Annotated in this window: 20 protein-coding genes; 18 read left to right on the forward strand and 2 right to left on the reverse strand. The window is 55.6% G+C overall.

Annotation, left to right across the window (positions count from 1 at the left end; translation table 11 throughout):
* Nucleotides 1-46: 46 nt before the first annotated feature.
* Nucleotides 47-844 (reverse strand): flagellar basal body P-ring formation chaperone FlgA, encoded by a 798-nt coding sequence (gene flgA / locus ACZ5SR_RS10660; RefSeq protein WP_464448658.1) that lies wholly within the window; start codon nucleotides 842-844, stop codon nucleotides 47-49.
* A gap of 296 nt (nucleotides 845-1,140) precedes the next feature.
* On the opposite strand from flgA, the gene flgB reads away from it, so the two are divergent.
* The 13 genes from flgB (at nucleotide 1,141) to ACZ5SR_RS10725 (ending at nucleotide 15,206) form a co-directional block, all read left to right on the forward strand.
* Nucleotides 1,141-1,530: a flagellar basal body rod protein FlgB gene (flgB, locus tag ACZ5SR_RS10665; protein WP_464448659.1), complete on the forward strand. Its 390-nt coding sequence runs from the start codon at nucleotides 1,141-1,143 to the stop codon at nucleotides 1,528-1,530.
* 2 nt (nucleotides 1,531-1,532) lie between these two features.
* Nucleotides 1,533-1,958 carry a flagellar basal body rod protein FlgC gene (gene flgC, locus ACZ5SR_RS10670; protein WP_464448660.1) on the forward strand — a complete coding sequence of 142 codons (426 nt, stop codon included), beginning with the start codon at nucleotides 1,533-1,535 and terminating at the stop codon, nucleotides 1,956-1,958.
* 14 nt (nucleotides 1,959-1,972) lie between these two features.
* Nucleotides 1,973-2,665 carry a flagellar hook assembly protein FlgD gene (locus ACZ5SR_RS10675; RefSeq protein WP_464448661.1) on the forward strand — a complete coding sequence of 231 codons (693 nt, stop codon included), beginning with the start codon at nucleotides 1,973-1,975 and terminating at the stop codon, nucleotides 2,663-2,665.
* Between the two features lie 40 nt (nucleotides 2,666-2,705).
* Nucleotides 2,706-5,036 carry a flagellar hook-basal body complex protein gene (locus ACZ5SR_RS10680; protein ID WP_464448663.1) on the forward strand — a complete coding sequence of 777 codons (2,331 nt, stop codon included), beginning with the start codon at nucleotides 2,706-2,708 and terminating at the stop codon, nucleotides 5,034-5,036.
* A gap of 41 nt (nucleotides 5,037-5,077) precedes the next feature.
* The gene (locus tag ACZ5SR_RS10685) at nucleotides 5,078-5,839 is read left to right on the forward strand and encodes a flagellar basal body rod protein FlgF (RefSeq protein WP_464448664.1); all 762 of its coding nucleotides are present in this window, start codon (nucleotides 5,078-5,080) and stop codon (nucleotides 5,837-5,839) included.
* Nucleotides 5,840-5,858: 19 nt separating this feature from the next.
* Nucleotides 5,859-6,644: a flagellar basal-body rod protein FlgG gene (gene flgG / locus ACZ5SR_RS10690; protein WP_291924114.1), complete on the forward strand. Its 786-nt coding sequence runs from the start codon at nucleotides 5,859-5,861 to the stop codon at nucleotides 6,642-6,644.
* Between the two features lie 10 nt (nucleotides 6,645-6,654).
* Entirely contained in the window at nucleotides 6,655-7,395 is a 741-nt protein-coding gene (locus ACZ5SR_RS10695) for a flagellar basal body L-ring protein FlgH (protein WP_108426071.1), read from the forward strand.
* A 23-nt stretch (nucleotides 7,396-7,418) separates the two neighbouring features.
* Complete coding sequence (locus ACZ5SR_RS10700) at nucleotides 7,419-8,543, forward strand: flagellar basal body P-ring protein FlgI (RefSeq protein WP_464448665.1); 1,125 nt, start codon at nucleotides 7,419-7,421, stop codon at nucleotides 8,541-8,543.
* A gap of 11 nt (nucleotides 8,544-8,554) precedes the next feature.
* Entirely contained in the window at nucleotides 8,555-9,034 is a 480-nt protein-coding gene (locus tag ACZ5SR_RS10705) for a rod-binding protein (protein ID WP_291924107.1), read from the forward strand.
* Nucleotides 9,031-11,514 (forward strand): flagellar hook-associated protein FlgK, encoded by a 2,484-nt coding sequence (gene flgK / locus ACZ5SR_RS10710; RefSeq protein WP_464448666.1) that lies wholly within the window; start codon nucleotides 9,031-9,033, stop codon nucleotides 11,512-11,514. The genes ACZ5SR_RS10705 and flgK overlap by 4 nt, the downstream gene beginning before the upstream one ends.
* Before the next feature lie 11 nt (nucleotides 11,515-11,525).
* On the forward strand, nucleotides 11,526-12,440 hold the full coding sequence (gene flgL / locus ACZ5SR_RS10715) for a flagellar hook-associated protein FlgL (protein WP_464448667.1): 915 nt from the start codon (nucleotides 11,526-11,528) through the stop codon (nucleotides 12,438-12,440).
* A gap of 89 nt (nucleotides 12,441-12,529) precedes the next feature.
* Nucleotides 12,530-13,954 (forward strand): flagellar filament capping protein FliD, encoded by a 1,425-nt coding sequence (gene fliD, locus ACZ5SR_RS10720; RefSeq protein WP_464448668.1) that lies wholly within the window; start codon nucleotides 12,530-12,532, stop codon nucleotides 13,952-13,954.
* 190 nt (nucleotides 13,955-14,144) lie between these two features.
* Nucleotides 14,145-15,206, forward strand: a complete 1,062-nt coding sequence (locus ACZ5SR_RS10725) for an STAS-like domain-containing protein (protein ID WP_464448669.1) — start codon at nucleotides 14,145-14,147, stop codon at nucleotides 15,204-15,206.
* Here the strand turns inward: ACZ5SR_RS10725 and ACZ5SR_RS10730 are convergent, their stop codons facing one another.
* On the reverse strand, nucleotides 15,207-15,488 hold the full coding sequence (locus ACZ5SR_RS10730) for a hypothetical protein (protein WP_464448670.1): 282 nt from the start codon (nucleotides 15,486-15,488) through the stop codon (nucleotides 15,207-15,209).
* Between the two features lie 212 nt (nucleotides 15,489-15,700).
* Here ACZ5SR_RS10730 and ACZ5SR_RS10735 point away from each other — a divergent pair, with 212 nt between their 5' ends.
* The 5 genes from ACZ5SR_RS10735 (at nucleotide 15,701) to ACZ5SR_RS10755 (ending at nucleotide 21,429) form a co-directional block, all read left to right on the forward strand.
* A complete protein-coding gene (locus ACZ5SR_RS10735) occupies nucleotides 15,701-16,069 on the forward strand; it encodes a flagellar protein FlaG (RefSeq protein WP_464448671.1) in 369 nt (122 codons plus the stop codon).
* Between the two features lie 156 nt (nucleotides 16,070-16,225).
* Nucleotides 16,226-17,053, forward strand: coding sequence for a flagellin N-terminal helical domain-containing protein (locus ACZ5SR_RS10740; protein ID WP_464448672.1), 828 nt, complete (start codon nucleotides 16,226-16,228; stop codon nucleotides 17,051-17,053).
* A gap of 122 nt (nucleotides 17,054-17,175) precedes the next feature.
* Complete coding sequence (locus tag ACZ5SR_RS10745; RefSeq protein ID WP_464448673.1) at nucleotides 17,176-18,003, forward strand: flagellin N-terminal helical domain-containing protein; 828 nt, start codon at nucleotides 17,176-17,178, stop codon at nucleotides 18,001-18,003.
* Between the two features lie 149 nt (nucleotides 18,004-18,152).
* Nucleotides 18,153-18,968, forward strand: coding sequence for a flagellin N-terminal helical domain-containing protein (locus tag ACZ5SR_RS10750; RefSeq protein WP_464448674.1), 816 nt, complete (start codon nucleotides 18,153-18,155; stop codon nucleotides 18,966-18,968).
* 52 nt (nucleotides 18,969-19,020) lie between these two features.
* Nucleotides 19,021-21,429, forward strand: coding sequence for a tetratricopeptide repeat protein (locus ACZ5SR_RS10755; protein WP_464448675.1), 2,409 nt, complete (start codon nucleotides 19,021-19,023; stop codon nucleotides 21,427-21,429).
* Nucleotides 21,430-21,435 lie beyond the last annotated feature (6 nt).

Raw genomic sequence — 21,435 nt, forward strand, 5'->3', positions numbered from 1 at the left:
TTAGATTTTTCGAATTTCACCTTGCAAAACTTCCGGGCAATCGACTTCACAAGCCCATCACCTGGTTGGGCCCCTGAACGCGGCCACTCAATTCACGGCCGGAATCGCGGTTTTTGAGCTTGATCTGATCGCCAAAACGTCCGTCCTGCATGGCCTCCACCCGGGCGGAGATCTGAAAACCCTGCGCTTGGCCCACCGACATCAGGACCATCTGGCCCCTTTTGACCAGCACCGTGGGCCGAATGTCGTGGCTGCGCAAAGGCACCCCCGGCCTCACGTCTCGCACCACCTCGGCATGCAGCACCTCAGAGGTCTGTTCGAGCACATTCACCGGCATGACTGAAGCATCGACCTGAGCACGCTGAACATGAGTCTCATTGAGCATCATGCCGCGCTGCAGGGGCACGCTGGCCACCAAAACCCAGCGCTTGGCGGGCTCAGGCGGCGTCTCGGGTTTGGCTTGCGCCTGAATTTCGGGGGCTTTGCCGCTCACGCTGACACGTACAAATTGCTGCCAAACCGGGCGCGCACAGCGAACGCGAACCGTCTCGGCACTGGAAAAAGGCAAATCCATGGCCAGCGGCTTGTCGCAAGCACGCACCTTGACGCGGGCATCCAACGGGGCCAAGGACACCTGATCGGTCGTCACCTTCCTAGATTGCGCCACCCAATTCTTCACCGAAGACTGCAACACCTCCTGGGGCGAACCCGAAGGGCCGGCAGGTTTGGAGGGGCTGGCCGCAAAGGATGGGGCACTGAACAACCACACCACCAAACCCAACAAAAGACCTCGAGCAATCAAGAGATCCAGCAGGCGGCACAGCATTTGCAAAGCGTGTTTCATATCGGTGTAGAAGTTTTGACAGTCGGGTGAGTTGCATTGAGTTAAGCAAAAACAGGACCAACTCGAGGAAGCGGTCAAAACCGGCCCACCGGCAAACCTTTGCCACCCCAGACCAAAGATTGCCGCCCGCACCCAAAAACACCGGTATTTGCACGGAGCAGACCCCTCAAAAGGTGACAGAAAAACTTGGCACAACTTTTGCAGCACTCGACACGAACCCGCTCAACTTGAGTGGACAACGTCAAAAGACCGACGGACCGAGATCATCGCAACCCCTCAGTAGCAAAGGAGTCGAAATGAATTTGTTGAACCAAGCACTTGGCGTGCACGAACAAGCTTTGCAAGTCAAAAGCCGCCGCCTCGAAGTGTTGGCGCAAAACATTGCCAACGCCGACACCCCGCACTACAAGGCCCGCGACATCGATTTCAAGGCCGTGATGAGTGCCGCCCAACAACAAGACACCGCCATGACAGCCACCAACGCTGGGCATTTTGGTGCCGGCGAAGAAATGGGCCACGACGGCATGCGCTACCGCACCCCCTTCAACACCTCTTTTGACGGCAACACGGTCGAAATGAGCGTCGAACAAGCCCAGTACGGCAAAGCCGCTGCCGACTACCAGGCCACATTGCAATTTTTGGAAAACCGGGTCAGCAGCGTGCGCAAAGCCCTGCGAGGAGATTGAACATGAGCATGGACAACATTTTCGGCATCGCCGGCACTGCGTTGAACGCGCAGTTGACCCGGATGAACGCCACCGCCTCCAACTTGGCCAACGCAGGCACGGTCGCCAGTGCAGAAAAAGACGCCTTCCGAGCCAAACGCCCCGTATTCAAAGCGCTGGTGGAAGAGCAAATGACCAACGCCGGTGCCGCTTATGTGGGCGGCGTGAAGATCGACCGCATGGCAGATGACGCGGCCCCACCGAGGCGCGTGTCCGACCCCAAGAACCCGCTGGCTGACGAGCAAGGCTATGTCTACCAGTCCAACGTGAGCGAAGTCACCGAAATGGTGGAGATGATGGCCGCTGCCCGCTCCTATCAAAACAACGTGGAAGTGATCAACACGGCGCGTCAACTCATGATGCGCACGCTGGACATCACCAAAGCCTGATCCGAAAGTACCTCATGGCCACCGACACCGTCAGCTCTTCCAGCCTGCTCAAGAACGTCACGCGTTATGAAGACGTGAAAGACCAGGGCAAATCCAAATCCAGAGAGGAAATGGGCAAACAGGACTTCCTGACCCTGTTCACCGCCCAGTTGCAAAACCAGAACCCCCTGGAGCCCGTCAAGAACGAAGCCTTCGTGGCCCAGCTGGCCCAGTTCTCGCAACTTGAAGCTCTGACCAACATGCAAAGCTCGCTGGACACCTTCGTGACCGCTATGTCAGGCGAACGCATGCTCAACAGCGCCTCACTGATCGGCAAAAAAGTGGCCATCAGCGATTCGCTGACGCAGCTGACGCAAGGCGGCACCATCGACGCCAGCATCGATCTGCCTGAAGGCGCAGCGGGCATACAAATCAATGTGCATGACGCCAGAGGCAATTTGGTCCAAGAGCTCATTGCCGGGCCTCAAATGCCGGGCACCACACCTGTGCAATGGGATGGCAAAGACGCTATGGGTAACCCTGCCCCAGCGGGCTTGTATCGCCTGACAGCGCAAGCCGTGATCAACGGCAACACCAGCAAAGTTGCGGTCAACGCACTGTCCACCGTCAAGTCCATCGTGACCAATCCGTCGGACGGCAGCGTCAGCGTCGAAGTCGATGGCGGCAAGACCATTTTGCTGACCGACGTCAAACGCGTGGGTCTCTGACCTGCACCCATCTTCCCCAGATTCACAGGAGCCACCCAGCATGTCGTTCTACACCTCGCTCACCGGACTGAACTCTGCCACCGCGCAGCTGGCCGTCACTTCCAACAACATTGCCAACGTAGGCACCTCGGGCTTCAAGCGCTCGCGAGCTGACTTTGGTGACATCTTCTCCACATCGCCTCTACAAAAGTCGTCCAGCAACATCGGTCAGGGCGTCTCCCTGAAGCAAGTGAGCCAGGAATTCAGCCAGGGCAACATCTCCACATCTGGCAACTCGCTGGACCTGGCCATCACGGGTGATGGCTTTTTCCCGCTGAAGACACCAGACGGTCTGCAAGACATCTACACCCGTAACGGCTCCTTCACCCTGAACGACCAAAACAACGTGGTCAACTCCACAGGGCAGCGTTTGATGGCAGCGTCGGTGGACTCCTCCGGCAAGGCTGACTTGACCGACCTCAACGCTTTGACTATTCCACCAAAGACCTCAGGGGAGGCAGTTGAAACCACCAAAATCCAGCTGGGTCTGAACCTACCCGCTGACTCTGCCGTGATCACAGCCGACTTTGACCGAAGCAATCCCAGCACCTACAACAAAAGCACGGCTTTGACGGTGTACGACAGCGGTGGCAACGGCTACCTGGCCACGGTGTACTACGCCAAAACCCAAAACGCCAGCCAGGATCAAACGCCCCCCAGCTCCAAATGGCAAACCTACTTTTTTGTGGGCGACACCCAGGTCAAACCAGCTCTGCAGCAAGCGACTGACAAAGTGGGTGGGGCATTGTTTGTCAACAAATACGGCGATGTACTGCCCAAGAGCGACCCTCGTGTGGTCCCCAGTTCTGGCACCACCGAAATGTATTCGCTGGACCAATTGACTGACATTCGTCGGTCCTCTCCCGCTTCGGCTATTGGTACCGCCCTGACATCGTCCGGCTTCGCGAATGGCGCGTTGGTCAACGCCGTCAGCGGCACCTTGAGTTTTGACATCAAAGTGGATGCTGCTGCTACTGCACAAACCATCACATACACCATGAAAGCCGGCGACCAGGATCCCGAGGTACTGGCCCGCAACGTTGAAATTGCCATCAATAACGCTCTGGGCTCACTGGCCGAAACACCGGCTACAGCAAACACGCCCGCCATCAAAAATGCCCGTTTCGGCATTTCCGTTGCTTTTGACCCTGATACCGCCCGGTTCTCCATCGCTTCGGGCACCACTGGCGACGGCTCCAGCATTGAAGTCACCACCACAGACGCCAACGCCATCCGCGTGATGGGCTTGACCGGCGCAGGCCTCAAAGTAGATGCATCAACCAACGAAGCTTTGCGTGGCAAACCGAGTGAACCAGCGGTTTTGCGGGGTGAGAGCATGACCATCAACACCACCAAGAGCATCAGCACCACATCGGCCAACAAGGACTTCTTTGTCTCTGTCGACGGTTATGCCTTCAAGGTCGAGCTTTCTTTCCCCACCACTTACACCAACATCGACAGTTTTGCCAAGGCCTTGCAAGACAACATCAACGGCAAGGTCGATCCATCCACGGGCCGAATCGTCTCGGGTGTCGCCGTCAACTTCGATGCCAAATCCAAACAGTTTGTCTTCACAACAGGTACAACCGGAGAAAACTCAGCCATCCAGGTCACCGGCTCTGCCGACTGGGGATTGGCCAACACCGAAATGCAATTCGGCTCCACCAGTGAATGGAAAAAATTGACCCAATTCACCGAAAACGGTGCATTGCAGTTTGTCAAGAACGGTATTCAAACAGAAGACGCCTCCGGGCTGTCCACCCAAACCGAATGGTGGCCTGTTTACCTCGACCGCGGCGAGCTGAGCTTTGACCTCACGGGCAAACCCATCTCGCCATTGACCGACATGCCCTTTGAAACAGCCTTCCTGGCGGGTGGTAAAGGTGCCTTGACCATGTCGATTGACTTCACCAAATCTACCCAATACTCCAGTGCCTTCGCGGTGCTCTCGCAGTCCCAGGACGGCGCGCCCGAGGGCGAATTGATGGGTCTGAATATCGGCGTGGACGGTCTGGTCAATGCGACTTACTCGAACGGCTCACAAGTCTCGCTGGGCAAGATTGTGCTGGCCAATTTCTCCAGTCCTTCCGGCCTGCGCCAGGTGGGTGATGCAAGCTATTTGTCATCCGCCACTTCTGGCGTCGCCAAGATCGGTGAAGCCGGTTCGGCCGGTTTCGGCTCGATCCGTGCCGGTGCCACCGAACGTGCCAACGTGGACTTGACGCAAGAGCTGGTGGACCTGATCACCGCCCAGCGGAACTTCCAGGCCAACGCCAAAGCGATCGAGACCAGCAGCACCATGACCAGCGCCATCATCAACATCCGTTCTTGATGCACTGATCACAACACGCCTGAACCTCTGAGAAAAACACCATGGACCGCCTTGTCTTCACATCCAATGCCACCATCAAGGAGCAGGCCACAGCCCGCCAGGTGCTGGTCAATGAACTGGCCAACGTGTCCACGATCGGCTTCAAAAACAGCTACGACGTGGCCCTGCAATCGGTCAAGGTGGAAGGCCCGGGTTTTGACTCACGCTTTCAGGCACAGGCCGTAGCCCGCGACTTGATCCGTCTTGACCCCGGCCCCGTCATGGCCACCGGTCGCCCCATGGACATGGCTCTGGCCGGCAAAGCCGTATTGGCCGTGCAAGCGCCCAACGGCGATCTGGCCTTCACGCGCCGGGGCGACCTGAAAGTCAACGCACAGGGGCAGCTGGAAAACGGATCCGGTCATCTGGTGCTCGGTGAGGGCGGCCCCATCGCCGTGCCCCCGGGCATGATGGTGTCCATCAACCCCGATGGCTCCGTTTACGCCAAAGACCCAACACAAGCCGGTGCTGCACCTTCGGTCTTCATCGACCAGCTGCGTCTGCGTGATGCCAGCGACGTGAAGCTGGGACGCCGCCAAGACGGCTTGTTCAAACTGGACGGTCAAGCCGATGGTGCCGACATCCCTGCCGGAAACACCGTGCCCCGCGTGATTCCCGAGGCGCTGGAAGGCAGCAACGTCAGCGCCATTGAGGCCATGACCCGGCTGATCGACCAATCACGCAGCTTCGAAACCCAAATTCGCATCATCAAGGAAACCAAATCGCTCGACGAGTCGGGTGCTTCCATGATGAAAACCGCCTAACCACTGACAGGAGCCCCCCATGGATGCATCAATGTGGATTGCCAAAACCGGCCTGGACGCACAACAAACGCGCATGTCGGTCATCTCCAACAACCTGGCCAACGTCAACACCACCGGCTTCAAGCGCGACCGGGCCTCGTTCGAAGACATGCTCTACCAAAACCTGCGCCAACCAGGTGCTCAGGTCGGCGCCGATGCGCAGGCCCCCACGGGCCTGATGCTGGGCACCGGTGTGCGCATTGTCTCGACCGAAAAAACCCACAGCCAAGGCAGCCTGGTCACCACCAAAAACGCACTGGATCTGGCCGTTCAAGGTGAAGGTTTTTTCCAGATTGCCCAGTCCGATGGCACCACGGCCTACACCCGTGACGGTGGCTTCAAACTCTCGGCCACCGGCCAATTGGTCACGGCCAACGGTGCACCGTTGCAACCGGCCATCACCATCCCCCCCAACGTGGCCAGCATCACCGTCGGCCAGGACGGTACGGTCTCGGTCGAAACCGCAGCTGGAGGCGGCAGCCAAGTGATCGGCCAGATCCAGATCGCCCGCTTTGCCAACCCAGCCGGTCTGCAATCGCTTGGTCAGAACCTGATGAAAGAGACCACCGCCAGCGGTGCACCCCAGGTGGGTCAGCCCGGCGTGGCCGGTGTCGGACAAATCATGCAAGGAGCCCTGGAAGCGTCCAACGTGAATGTGGTGGAAGAGATGGTCAACATGATCGAGACCCAGCGTGCTTATGAAATCAACTCCAAAGCCATCTCGGCCGTGGACGGCATGCTGCGCTTCCTGAACAACAACATGTAAGCAGGGCACCATGAACAAAACACTGTCACTGTCCTGCCTGTCTGGCTTCGCTTTGGTGCTGGGTTTGAGCGGTTGCGCTTCGCCCAATGCGCCCATGGCCCATTCCCCCCAATTCGCCCCAGTGCTGCCGGTCGCTGTCGAAAAACCCAAAATGGCCACAGGTGCCATCTACAACGGCCGTCAAAGCGACAACTGGTTTGGCCGCGTACGCGCCTACAACGTGGGCGATGTCATCACCGTGCTGCTCAATGAATCGACCCAGGCTGGCCGCACCCAAAGCGGCAGCGTCAAACGTGCCGCCAAGAACGACATCATCCCCTCGGTGGCCAGTGCCCCCGATGGTTTGAACGCACGGGCTCAGCGTATGCGTCTACCTACCAAAATTTTGGGCACCCGCCTGGACGGCATCATGGGCGGCGTGGACTTGAGTAAAGCCAACATCGAAAGCGTAGGCGGTGGTGAAGCCGACCAACAAGCCAGCCTGATCGGCGACGTGTCGGTGACCGTGGTCGAAGTATTGGCCAACGGCAACCTGATGGTGCGTGGCGAAAAACAACTGGCCCTGACCGAAGGCGCGGAGATCATCCAGGTCAGCGGCATCATCCGCCCCGAAGACATCTCGCCCAACAACACTGTGCAGTCGCGCCGCCTGGCCAATGCCCAGATCGCCTACCGAGGCACGGGTGACATGGCCAACGCCGCCAAAGCCGGCTGGGGCACCAACGCCCTGATGAAGTTCTGGCCTTTCTAAATCACAGGCACGCGGGAAAACCCATGAAATCCACCCTCTTCGCCCTCATCTTGTGGCTCGGTCTCTCCGGCTCGGCCTGGGCAGACCGCGTCAAGGATCTGGCCTCGGTCGCAGCCGGTCGGACCAACCAACTCATTGGCTACGGCCTGGTGGTCGGCTTGCAAGGCACAGGCGACGGTGCCGATGTCTCCTTCACCGCCCAAAGCATGAAGGCCATGCTGGCGCGCCTGGGTGTGGGCATCGATGGCCCGCTGTCCGACTTTGAACAAAACGCCACCAGCGGCAAGATCGACATCAAAAACGTGGCCGCCGTGATGGTCACGGCCGAGTTGCCGGGCTTTGCCAAGCCTGGCCAGAAAATCGACGTGAACGTGTCCGCCATCGGCAAAGCCACCAGCCTGCGCGGCGGCAACTTGCTGCTCACCAGCCTGCGCGGTGTTGACGGCGAGATCTACAGCCTGGCCCAAGGCGCCTTGACAGCCACTGGCGTGGAAACCAGTGCAGCCGGCTCCAAGATCAGCATTGGCGTGCCCACCTCTGCCCGCATCCCAGGCGGTGCCACGGTCGAGCGCATCGTCGACACCCCTTTTGACAGAGCCGACCATGTGGTCATGAACGTGCGCGAATCGGACTTCACCACCACCACCGCCATCGTCAACGCCATCAACAAAAACTTCGGTCAAGGCACCGCTCAGGCACTGGACGGCATGTCTTTCGCCATCAAGGCCCCCAGCGACATGTCGCAGCGCGTGGCCTTCATGAGCATGGTGGAAAACCTCGACGTGGTGCCTGGCGAACCGCCTGCCCGCGTGGTCATCAACTCGCGCACCGGCACCGTGGTCATCAGCCGCAATGTACGTGTCACAGCCGCTGCTGTGGCGCACGGCACGATCTCGGTGGCGATTGCCGCCACCAACGAAATCTCTCAGCCCAATGCACTCTCGCGTGGCCAGACCGCAGCGGTACAAAACGCCGACATCGCCGTGTCCGAGCCCAAAAACCCGATGTTCCTGTTCCAGCCCGGTGTGGACTTGCGCCAGGTGGTCGATGCGGTGAACCAGGTGGGTGCTACGCCCTCGGCACTGATCGCCATCCTCGAAGCCCTCAAAAGTTCGGGCAGCTTGCGTGCCGAACTGATCGTGATCTAAAGAGCCTCCCCATGAGCGACTTGTCCACCAACACCTCTTCCAGCACCTACCTGGACTTCAACGCCCTCACGCGTTTGAAGGGTGAGGCGGCGCAAGACCCGTCCAAAGCCATCCGTCAGACCTCCGAGCAGTTCGAGGCCTATTTCATCCAGCAGATGATGAAAACCATGCGCGAGTCGATCGAAAAAAGCGACTTGGTCGATGGCGGCAACATGGACATGTACCAGGACCTGATGGACAAGGAAGTCTCGCTGCAAATGGTCAAGCGTGGCGGCATGGGCCTGGCCGACATGATGGAACGCCAAATGACACAAGCCCAGGGCCTCAGCACACAGGACGCACTGCAACTGCGCCCAACCGAAGCCCGGGCCATGCCGCTGAACCCACCGCGCGAAGCCATGCCGCTCAAACCGGAAGCCATCAAGGCCTACCAACTCGATCGCACGACGGGCTACAAACTCGACCGGATCACCCCGGAGGTTAAGCCATGAGTGACATGCTCAGCATTGGCAGCTCGGGCGTCAACGCTTACCAACGTGCGCTGGCCACCGTCTCCAACAACATCGCCAACGTCAACACCGACGGCTACACCCGCCAGGACGTTTCACTCAGCTCCAACCAGCCGCGGCAGCTGGGCAACAGCTATTTGGGCACCGGTGCGCGTTTTGACGCGGTTCAAAGGCAATACGACGCCTTTGTCGAGTCGAACTTGCGCAACAGCAACAGCGACCTGGAAAGCCAAAAGCCCCTGTTGTCCTATGTGAACCGGCTGATCGATGTCATGGGCGACGAAAGCATCGGCCTGACGACCGCGATGAACCTGTTCTTCGAATCCGCCAGGGACCTGGCCAGCGATCCCGCCTCGGTCGTTTCGCGCAGCACATTTTTGCGCGATGCCGATGGTTTGGCGGCGCGCTTTCAACAACTGGCCGGGCAATTCGACCTGCTCGACAACGAAACCCGCCAATCGGTTGAGACCGATGTGGGCCAGATCAACTCCCTGACGCAACAACTGGGCTTGCTGAACAAGCAAATGGTCAAGCACAGCAGCGCAGCCAATCAGCCCTCTGAATTGTTGGACCAACGCGACCGCCTGCTGCGTGAGCTCTCCAGCTTGGTCGCGGTCAAAACCCGATTTGAAGCCAACGGGTCGGTCCTGGTCAGCGTGGGCGACACCCTGGACCAGGGCATTCTGGTTCAGAACTCGACCTCGCGCGCCATCAGCGTGTCGCAATCGAACATTGACAGCAACAAACTCGAATTTCTGATCGACGCTTACGGCAAACCCGAAACGATGCCCGGCATCAGCAGCGGCAAAATCGGCGGCGTCATGAGTTTTCGTGACCAGGTCTTGAATCCAGCCTTCAACGCCTTGAACGACCTGGCCGAAGTCATGGCCCAAGAAATCAATGCCGTTCACCGCGAAGGTGTGGACGCCGAAGGCCTGCTGGGTGGCGATTTGTTCGGATTCAGCGCGGACAAACCCTTCCAGGCCGCGGGCATGAAAATGATTGTGCAAGACGCCAACCGCGTGGCAGCCGCAGGTCAATTTCGGGTGATTGACGACCCGTTGAACAGCGGTACCGCGCAGGCCCGTGTGGCCTACGAAGCCCCCGCATTTGCAGGCCTCACCGGCTTGCAAGGCGACTTGGCGCTGGCGCAGATTCCGCAAATCGGCACCGTCACCGTCTCCACCAGCACCAGCCAGCCTTTCGCCAGCCTGGGTGTGGTGACTGCGGGCACACAAAACCTGTCGCTCACCCTCCAGAACCCCACGGCCAACCAATCGTTTCAGGTTCTGACCCGTGACGGTCGGCATATCTTGGGTCAGACCTTGAGCGCCGACGAACAGGCCTTGCTGATCAAAACGGGCAACGGCATGGAAGCGGGCGCCACCTACAGCGCAGCCAACCTCAACGCCAGCGGTGCATCGAGCTACCTGGACATGGACATCTTCATGGGGGCCAAAGCCGAGGTGGGACTGGTCCAGCAGTTCAACACCACCACGGGTGATTTGCTGCCCCCCCAAAAGACACCGGCCGTGCTGACGGGCAACACCTTTGTACCCTCCTCTGCGGGCATTGCCGCAGGCGCCCTCACCCTCAATGGACGGTCACTCTCCGCACTGGCAGGACCGCTGACCCTGAGCTCGGTGGTCAGCTGGCTCAACACCGAAACCGCCAACACCGGCATCACGGCCAGCGCATCCAGTGGTCGGTTGGTGCTGTCACGCGCCAGCAGCAACACGACCGATGACATCCGACTGGGCATGGGCAGCAACGGGACGCCAGCCGATTTGGCTCGCCTGGGTTTTGACACCCGCATCGCCATCCAGGGTGTTGCCAAAGACGACCTGCTGATTTTCGTGACCGACCGCAGCGGCGCTGCCAGCAGCGCCACGGTGAGTGGCCAATTCACCGGCGTCGAAGGCAATATGAAGCAAACATTGCGGGCATCCACCCTGCAAGTGAGCTTCACATCCGCCACCGCTTACAGGATTGTGGATACCACCACCGACACCGTGGTGGCTGAACGCAGCTTGCAAGCCGATGCCAATTCCACCACGCCCAGCCTGACTTACCGGGGCTTGAAACTCGAGTTTTCGACCGCACCCAAGGCTGGCGATGTCTTCACGATCGACGGCAACGCCGACGGCATCGGCAACAACGAAGCCATGCTGCGCCTGGTGGCACTGGAAGACGAAGCCATCATGCCCGGCGGCTTGACCATGACCGAGGCCTACATTGAGCGCGTCAACCAGGTCGGCAGCGTGGCCAGGCAAGCGGCCATTGCCGAGCAAGCCCTGAGCGTCGTTTACCAACAGGCCCAAGAGGCTCGCGACGGCATCTCGGGCGTGAGCCTCGACGAAGAGGCTTCGGCCTTGGTGCGTTTTCAGCAGGCCTACCAGGCCAACGCCAAAGTCATGCAAACCGCCATGGCTTTGTTCGACACCATCTTGCAAGTGCGCTGAACGGAGCCCACATGAAAATCTCCACCTCATTCCTGTTTGACCGCGCCACCGAGCGCATGAGCACCATCCAGAACAAACTGGCCACCACGCAAGCGCAAATGGCCGTGGGCAAGCAAATTCTCTCGCCCAGCGCTGCGCCCGACCAGGCCGCCGCCATCCAGCGCCTGAAGGGCGAAGTGCAGCGCCAGGACAGCCACATGCGCACTCTGGAAGTGGCCATGCGCCGCTACACCGCCGAAGAAACCGCCATCTCCTCGTCCAACGACATCCTGATCCGGATGAAAGAGCTGGGCATCCAGGCCGCCAACGACACGCTCGCCCCTGACGACCGCAAAGCCATCGGCATGGAAATGAAAGCCCTGCGCGACCAGCTGCTGAGCCTGGGCAACACCCGCGACGACAGCGGCAATTACTTGTTTTCGGGCACCCGGGTGAACACCCCCGCCTTTGCCGAAGACGCCAGCGGCCAGGTTGTCTATCAGGGTGACCAGACGCAGACCCGCATTCCCGCCGGTGTGGAACGCACCGTGCAGTTCACCCGCGCAGGCACCGACGTGTTTACCCGCGTGGTGCGCGACGACGGCCAGGCCGTGGTGTTTTTTGACGCCCTGGACCAAATGATCGAAGGCGTGAACAACAGCCAGAGCGGCAAAATCCACCAAGGCGTGGCCGACCTGACCCAGATGCACAACAACCTGACGCTGGCACAAGCCCAAAACGGCTCGGACCAGTCGGTCGTTCAATCGCAACTTGACGTGCTGGACGAAACCACCCTGCGCATCAAATCGACGCTCTCCGAAATCGAAGACCTGGACTATGCCGAGGCCGTGACCCGCATGAACAAGGAAATGATGGCCCTGGAAGCCGCCATGGGCAGCTTCTCCAAAATATCTGGGCTGTCACTTTTTGATTACATCCGGGGTTGATGGCCACACCCCTCCTCAAGTTTTCCGCACCCGTGCCGAATCCATGAACTGATTTAGAACGTCCACCCCCACACCAGCGAACCCACCCCATGGCCACCAGCAGCATTGTCAACACCCTCGGCGCCGGCTCCGGCATCGACGTCAAAGCGCTGGCCCAAAGTCTGGTAGATGCGGAAAAGACCCCAAAAAAAGAGCGCATCGACGCCAAAATCGCCAAGTCCGAAGCCAAGATCACCGGCTACGGTGCCGTCAAATACGCGCTGTCGACGCTCAAAACCGCCTTTGGCAAACTCAACGACGCCAGCGACTTCAGCTCCATTCAACCCGCCAACACCCAGCCCAGCGCTTTTGGGGTCACGGCCAGCACCAGCGCCGAGGCTGGCAGCTACAGCATCGAAGTGCTGCAAACCGCGCTGGCCCAGCGCACAGCCAGCAGCAGCTTTGCGGCGCGCGACACCACCCTCAACGGCGGTGTGGCTTTTCAACTGAACTTGACCATTGGCGCAGTGCCTACAGACCCTATCGATGTCACAACGACCACCCCTGCAGGCATCGTCAGCGCCATCAACGGGGCGAAGCTGGGCGTGACAGCGCAATTGATCAACACCGGAAGCGGGCACCAAATTGTGTTGACGGGCGATACGGGTGTGGCCAACACCTTCAGCATGACCACCTCGGGGACCAACCCCACCGACCCGGTCAGCACCATCACCTTCTCACAGTCGCTGCAAGATGCTACCGACGCCAGCTTCACGGTCAACGGCCTGCCCGTCACCCGAAGCACCAACACTGTGAACGACGTGATCGATGGCGTTACGCTAGAGCTTTTTGCCAAAACCGCCGTAGATTCTGTCGGCGCACCCATTGCAGCCCGACTAGACCTCAACCGCGATACAGCAGGTATCAAAGCGAACATCCAGGGCCTGGTAACGGCTTACAACGAGTTTGAAGAAACTCTGAAAATTTTGGGTGACAGCAAAAGCGAGGTGGAAGAATTTGGCGGCGTTCTGGCGGGCGAGAGCCTGCTGCAATCGGTGCGCAACCAAGTGCGGGGCTTCATCACCAACACCTCCAGCACGCCAGGCACCACCATCCAAGCCGCCCGCGACGTGGGCCTGAGCATTGACCGCTTTGGCAAACTCACCCTCGACGAGGCCAAACTCGACACCGCACTGCAGGACAACTTTAGCGAGGTGTCCACCATGTTCAGCGCCGGCACCAACAACCAAAGTATTTACAGTACCGCCCCGGCGGGCTTGGCCGGCGAGGCCATCATCAGCATCGAAAAAATGCTGCTGTCCACAGGGTTGGTGGAGACCCAAAGCAAAAACGCCAGCACGCAGATTGTCAAATACAAAGATGAGCTGACCGCTCTGGAAGACCGCATGGAAAAGCTCATGACCCGCTACATGAACCAATTCAGCGTCATGGAAAGCATCGTAGGCAACAGCAACAGCCTGCGCACCAGCCTCAAAGGCACGTTTGAAGGTATGGCGAAGGCTTACAGCAGTTGAGCCAGTCACTTCGCGAAAACCTCTCCACAGGGCGCAAGCCAATAAGCTGGTTCAGGCTTCAAAGGCTTGATGAAACATTCAGTCACTGATCTCGTCGACACCTGGCACGCGATAGAAAAAGTTAAAAATTACAATATTACATCTCAGGATATACAATAATAACCCTATTGAATATCCAAGCGAGATACAAATGCTTGACATCAACGATGCAATCATCCTGAGCTGTGCGACCCAAGCTGGGACCATGGCCAGCGCTGCGACCGACCAAACGGGCTTGACACGTGTGGCAGTTTCGCGACGCATCAAAAAACTGGCCGACACAGGCTATTTGCAGCGCCACGGTACAGGCACACGACAGACCTACAGCTTGGGCGACAAGCGCTTTTGGTTGCGTGTTGAACCCCTTGACCAGATCGTGCGACGCGGTGGCGAGATGGTGGTGTGGGAGCAGCATTTGGCGGCTTTGCTGGCGGACTTGCCAGGCAACGTCAAAAATCTGGTCTACACCGCCTTCACCGAAATGCTCAACAACGCCCTTGACCACTCCAACGCTCAACGCGTGGTCATGGGCATGCATCTGCAAGGCGGACAACTGCACATGTTGGTGGCCGATGACGGCGAGGGGATTTTCCGCAAGATCGCCAAAGCGGCGGATTTGTTTGACCCCCGCCTGGCCATCTTGGAGTTGGCCAAAGGCAAGTACACCACCGCGCCCGCAGGCCACTCCGGCATGGGTATTTTTGTGTCGTCGCGCATGATGGATGGCTTTGCCATTGAGTCGTGTGGCTTGCGTTTCGATCCGAAAGAGGCCAGCGCCCCTTTGCCTGTTTTTGACTGGATCGATGCCAACGCACAGTTCAAACCCGCACAGGCACAAACCGTGGTGCGCATGGCGATTGCGCTGGAAAGTACCCGTACGGGCAATGATGTTTACTTCAAATATTTTGAGTCAAGCGATGTTGGCGATGCCGAACCCGGCGAGGCTTTTCACACCACAGAAATTCCGGTGCGCCTGGCGCAGCTGAGCAGCGAGCTGGTGTCGCGTTCGCAAGCCAAATGGGTGATGAACCGCGCCACCCAATTCAAAACCGTGATTCTCGATTTTGAAGGGGTGGTCCATGTGGGGCAGGCCTTTGTGGACGAGGTGTTCCGCGTGTTTGCCACCGCACACCCCCACATCCGCCTCAAAACCATGGGCATGAGCCCCGAAGTGGCCAAGCTGGTCAGCCTGTTTGGCGGTGACCGTGCATGACTATTTGCTTGCCGGCGCAAGCGCGGCAGCTGCAATCCTGACCATGCTCGGGTGCAGTGTGCCCAGCTTCGGGCTTTGGCCATGCGGCGCATGGGGTGGCACCGAAAAATAGGCGTCGTTGAACGGCAGCTCCAGGACCTGGCTCAGATCGAACTGGGTGTCATGGCTCAGGCCCGCGCATTTGAAGGCAGCAGCATGCTCTGACTTGGCGATGCAAAATTCTCCGCTGTAGAGCCGGTCCGTTTTCTGGCTGGTGCCATACGCGACGCTCACGAAGATCATGCCCTCAAGCGATGACTGTCAACATTGACCTGGGCAGGCATCACTCAAACCTCGCCACCGGCAAATATTTGCCGTTTTTTTTCAAAAACCGCTCAAGTCCCGTCTTCTGCTGCCGAATCCTTCTCACGATACCCCCATATTGGCCAGCCGCTCCAGCGTTTGGCCATGTGTCAGTTCTGCCAGAGGGGGTGCCTTGACCAAAGGACGACATCATGAGCAACGACATCTCTCCCACCCGACAGGCCCCGGCGCCGGTGCCAACGGCTGCAAGCCAAAACGTGCGTGCTGTCGAGGCGGCTCGCCCGCAAGCGGCAGAAACTCCCAAGCCAATCGCGGAAGCCAAACCCGACCCCAGGGAAGCGCGCCGCACCCTGCAAGAAACCACCGACCAGCTGAACCAACAAATGCGTCTTAACAAGCGGGATTTGAACTTCAGTGTCGACGACGTGGTCGATAAAGTTGTGGTGACCGTCAAAAACCAAGAGGGCGAAGTGGTCCGTCAGATCCCCTCAGAAGTTGCACTCCGTGTGGCCCACAACATTGAAAACATGAAGGGCTTGATGCAAGACGAAAAATCTTGACATTAAAAAAAATTAGACAGCTTCTAAAGCTTTTGCAACAGCATCCGATTCATCAAACAACAGAGATTCAAGTTGGATTTTCTGTAAAAACCAGGCAGGTCCTACTCCATTCGGTTCCTGCCAACCATTTGAAATCCATCTCTCAGGAGTAAGACCATGTCCGTAATCAACACCAACGTCAAATCGATGATTGCCCAAAATGCGTTGACGGTGAACAACCGCACACTGGGCAAAGCCATGGAGCAACTGTCCACCGGCAAACGCATCAACTCTGCTGCCGACGATGCCGCGGGCCTTGCGATCGGCAACCGCATGACCGCTCAAATCAAGGCACTGGACCAGTCGGTCCGCAACGCCAACGATGGCATCTCGATGCTGCAAACCGCTGAAGGTGCCACCAAAGAAATCACCAACATGCTGCAACGCATGCGTGAGTTGTCCGTGCAAGCGGCCAACGACAGCTACAGCGCGGGTGACCGCACAGCCATCGCCGGCGAGATGACTCAGCTCACCAACGAAGTGACACGTATCGCAACCAACACACAGTGGAACGGCATGGCCATCTTGAGCGGAGCTGCCGCCTACAGCTCGATGACCTTCCAGGTCGGTACAGAAGGAGACGCCACTTCTGCCATCACTGTGGGCTTCTCGGCCATGAGCGCAGGCGCCTTGACCATCAGCGCCTTGTCTGTCAGCACAAGCGTCCAAGCTCAAGCTTCGATTGAACTGTTGGACACCGCCATCACTGCAGTGGACACCTTCCGCTCTGGTTTGGGTGCCCGAGTCAACCGCTTGACATCTGCTGCGGACAACCTGGCCAACGTGGCATTGAACACCTCGGCATCGCGCAGCCAGATTGAAGACACCGACTACGCCAAAACTACGACCGAACTGGCTAAGAGCCAAATCATCCAGCAGGCAGCCACAGCGATGTTGGCGCAAGCAAACCAAGCACCGCAATCGGTTCTTTCTTTGCTCAAGTAATTGAGCTGTACTTTCTTGACCACTTATCAGGTCAGGTGAGTGAAATATGTTTTCCATCAGACCCAAGTCATGTGACTTGGTGATTCTGAAAAAATTTTCAAACCATTTTTAAGGGGTAGACCATGTCCGTAATCAACACCAACGTCAAATCGATGATTGCCCAAAATGCGTTGACGGTGAACAACCGCACACTGGGCAAAGCCATGGAGCAACTGTCCACCGGCAAACGCATCAACTCTGCTGCCGACGATGCCGCGGGCCTTGCGATCGGCAACCGCATGACCGCTCAAATCAAGGCACTGGACCAGTCGGTCCGCAACGCCAACGATGGCATCTCGATGTTGCAAACCGCTGAAGGTGCCACCAAAGAAATCACCAACATGCTGCAACGCATGCGTGAGTTGTCTGTGCAGGCTGCCAACGACAGCTACAGCGCGGGTGACCGCACAGCCATCGCCGGCGAGATGACTCAGCTCACCAACGAAGTGACACGTATCGCAACCAACACACAGTGGAACGGCATGGCCATCTTGAGCGGAGCTGCCGCCTACAGCTCGATGACCTTCCAGGTCGGTACAGAAGGAGACGCCACTTCTGCCATCACTGTGGGCTTCTCGGCCATGAGCGCAGGCGCCTTGACCATCAGCGCCTTGTCTGTCAGCACAAGCGTCCAAGCTCAAGCTTCGATTGAACTGTTGGACACCGCCATCACTGCAGTGGACACCTTCCGCTCTGGTTTGGGTGCCCGAGTCAACCGCTTGACATCTGCTGCGGACAACCTGGCCAACGTGGCATTGAACACCTCGGCATCGCGCAGTCAGATCGAAGACACCGACTACGCACAAACTACAACCGATTTGGCAAAGAGCCAAATCATCCAGCAGGCAGCCACAGCGATGCTGGCTCAAGCAAACCAAGCACCGCAATCGGTTCTGTCATTGCTGCGCTAAAACTGAACTCCACAGCATCCCCGGTGACAGCCGGGATGCTGTTGTTTGAAAGTTAAGAAAGGTTGGCTTCTACGGCTAACCTTCATTGCCAATACTCTTGCCACTTTGATATTTCTACAAACGGCAAGTGTCACTTTCGGAGTCGCCCTATGGCCAGCATCAATACCAATTTACAAGCATTGCAGGCACAAAATGCGCTGTCTGTAAATAACCGACAACTCAATTCAGCGATGAGTCAGCTGTCAACTGGCTTACGTGTCAACTCAGCGTCAGATGATGCCGCCAGTTTGGCGATAGGCAATCAGATGCAAACGCGTGTTCTGAGTTTGAATCAAACCATACGCAATGCCAACGATGGCATCAGCATGATCCAAACAGCAGACAGTGCTGTGCAGTCGCTTTCAGAGTCGCTGTTTCGCATGAACGAGTTGGCCATCCAGGCCTCCAATGACACCAATGGAACATCAGATAGAACCGCATTAAATGCTGAATTTACGCAGCTCAAAACGGGGATGACCGCCATCATCAACGGCACAAGCTGGAACGGCATGAGCCTTCTCAATTCCACTGCAACTTACAACTATCAGGTCGGTGCCAGCAGTGCAAGCTCAGATGCCATTGGGGTTACATTCACCAGCCTTTCAAGTCTCTCCGTCCTCAGTGCGAACGGCGTAGACACAAGCGCCAATGCGGGCTTGGCCATCACGGCCATTGCCAGTTCGTTGACCACGCTGAACTCAAACCGCGCGGTTTGGGGTGCCGCCATGAACCGGTTGACCTACGCAGCCGACAACTCGGCCAATGTATCCATGAATCTCAGCGCTTCCAAAAGTCAACTGATGGATGCTGACTACGCAAAAACCACGGCCAACTTAGCCCGAGCACAAATATTGCAACAAGCGGGTTCCGCCATGCTTTCACAAGCCAACCAACAGCCATTCTCGGTACTTCAGCTGCTCTACTGAAGATCCATAGCCAGAAACTGGCTTTCGGTTTCAGTCATCACTGGAACAAATATTGCTTTACTCGCTTGCGCCTTCAAGGGCGGCAAGCTATTGCCGTTTCTTTTGGGCTAACGCGTTCTTACAACGACGGGGCAGCTTAGCTCAACCGCTGCCAAATACCCGAGATCAAAGTATGCTTGCAGCCAATTCACAGAAAAAACTAAAAAAATTAACAGAAAACGCAGATAGTCTGTATCAATTGGGAAAATACAGCGAATGTATTGCCGAGTGCCAATCTATTCTGCGCAAACAACCCAAAAATTTAAAAATTTTAGATTTGTGTGCGTTATCGTATTTACTGACAGGGCAAGATGATGCCTGTACTGCAAGTTATCTAGAGATCTTAAAAATTGATCCAACTAATTTTGTTGCAAATTTGAACGTCGGAAAAATCTATATTAATCAAGGAAAGCATCAACAAGCATTGCCTTTTTTAAAAAAATGTTTGATCGATTCAGAATATTTAACCAATGTTCATTTGATGATTGGCATTTGCCATGAAATGACTGCAAATTATCCGGAAGCAGTTAATAGCTACTCCGAAGTCATCAGTCGAGAGCCACAAAAATTACCAGGATATATTCAGTTAGCGTCCACACTTTTTAAGTTACAACATAAAAATGCAGCAATAGAAGTACTCGATACTGGATTCAGAATAAATCCTCACGCTCATGATCTTTTATATACAAAAGGCAATCTATTGATTGAAGCGGGCCTTTACGCATCGGCAGAGGATGTTTTTGTAAAACTGAATAAAAATGAACCTAAAAAAATTGAATATATTTCAACTTATGCAGAACTATTGAGGAAAATGCGAAAAACTGAAGAATCTTTGATTAAATACAAGGAAGCTTTAGAACTTGAACCAGAACATATCCCTACCCTGATCAACTACGGAAATTTACTGGGTCATCTCAAACAGATTGACGAGGCCATAAAAATTTTCAACAAAGTTATAGAAATTGATCCAAAAAATAGCAAAGCTTTTGGGAATATATCAAACTTAATGCTTATTAAAAGAGATTTAAATAATGCACTTAAATATGCAGAAAAAACATTTAATTTAACACCTTCTGTTGCTGGATCGTATCTTTATACCATGTGCTTCCATTGCGAATGGGAAAACTATGAAACCACTCTCGCAAAATTAGAACAAGACAGTAAATTCGAATGGTCAGGACCATTTGCACCGATTATATTTTCAAACGAACCGAAAAATCATTTAGCCTACTCTAAAAATTGGGCAAGTCAAGTTAAATCAACCAATTTACTAGGTCAATTGAAGTCATCTAAAAGGCACAAAAAAATAAAGATTGGTTATTATACTTGCGATTTTTTTGGGCATGCCACAGCGATGCTGATCGAAGGCCTTTTGAAGTCTCATGATCGGGATTTGTTTGAATTGCATGCGTTTTCCCTGGACCTGACCAAGGAAGACGAATACACGCTCAGAATAAAAAATTTATTTGATCATTATCATGAAGTTTTTCACTACAGTGATCGTGCCGTCGCTAACTTATCAAGAGAACTTGAAATAGATATAGCCATCGATCTGAAGGGTTACACGGAAGGCTCTAGACCCGCTATTTTTGCGGAAAAAGCAGCACCTATTCAAATCAACTTTCTGGGATTCCCTGGCAGCATGGGCGCTGATTTTATAGATTATATGGTTGCAGATCCATACACCATCACCGAGGAAAATAGAGAATTTTTTTCTGAAAATATAATTTTTATGCCAGATTGCTATCAACCAAATCATCCTGGCCGTCCCAAACCTCATGGTCAATCGTCTCGACCTGTTGAACTCCCTGCAGACAAGTTTGTTTTTTGCAGCTTCAATAATGCTTATAAAATCACGCCCTCCCAATTTCATCTGTGGATGAAAATTCTGCATGAAGCTCCTAATAGCGTTCTGTGGTTATTGAAATCAACAGAAAAAGCTCAAAATAATTTATTGCGTCACGCCAGCGAGTCCGGAATCGATGCCAAGCGAATAATTTTTGCAAATTTCTTACCGGAAGCAGCGCACCTTGAACGCTTGAGTCATGCCGATTTATTTCTGGATAGTTTTCCGTGCAATGCTCATACAACAGCATCTGATGCACTATGGGCTGGTGTTCCTCTGCTTACACGTTCAGGTAAAACATTTGCAAGCAGAGTCGCTGGCAGTATTTTGTCAACTATAAATGCAAACGAATTAATTGTAACAAATGAAGAAGATTATTTTAATTTGGCTACTAAGATATATAGCAACCCCGAATATTTAAATCACCTAAAGAAAATAGTTAGGTCCGGCATAAATACCGGACCACTTTATGACATTAATAAATATACACGAAATTTCGAAAATGCTTTAATTGAAACGCACAATATATATCATGCCAATACACAAAAACTAGACATTTTTCCGCAAGATCACTAAGAAAAA

The sequence above is a fragment of the Limnohabitans sp. TEGF002 genome, from assembly GCF_055395845.1.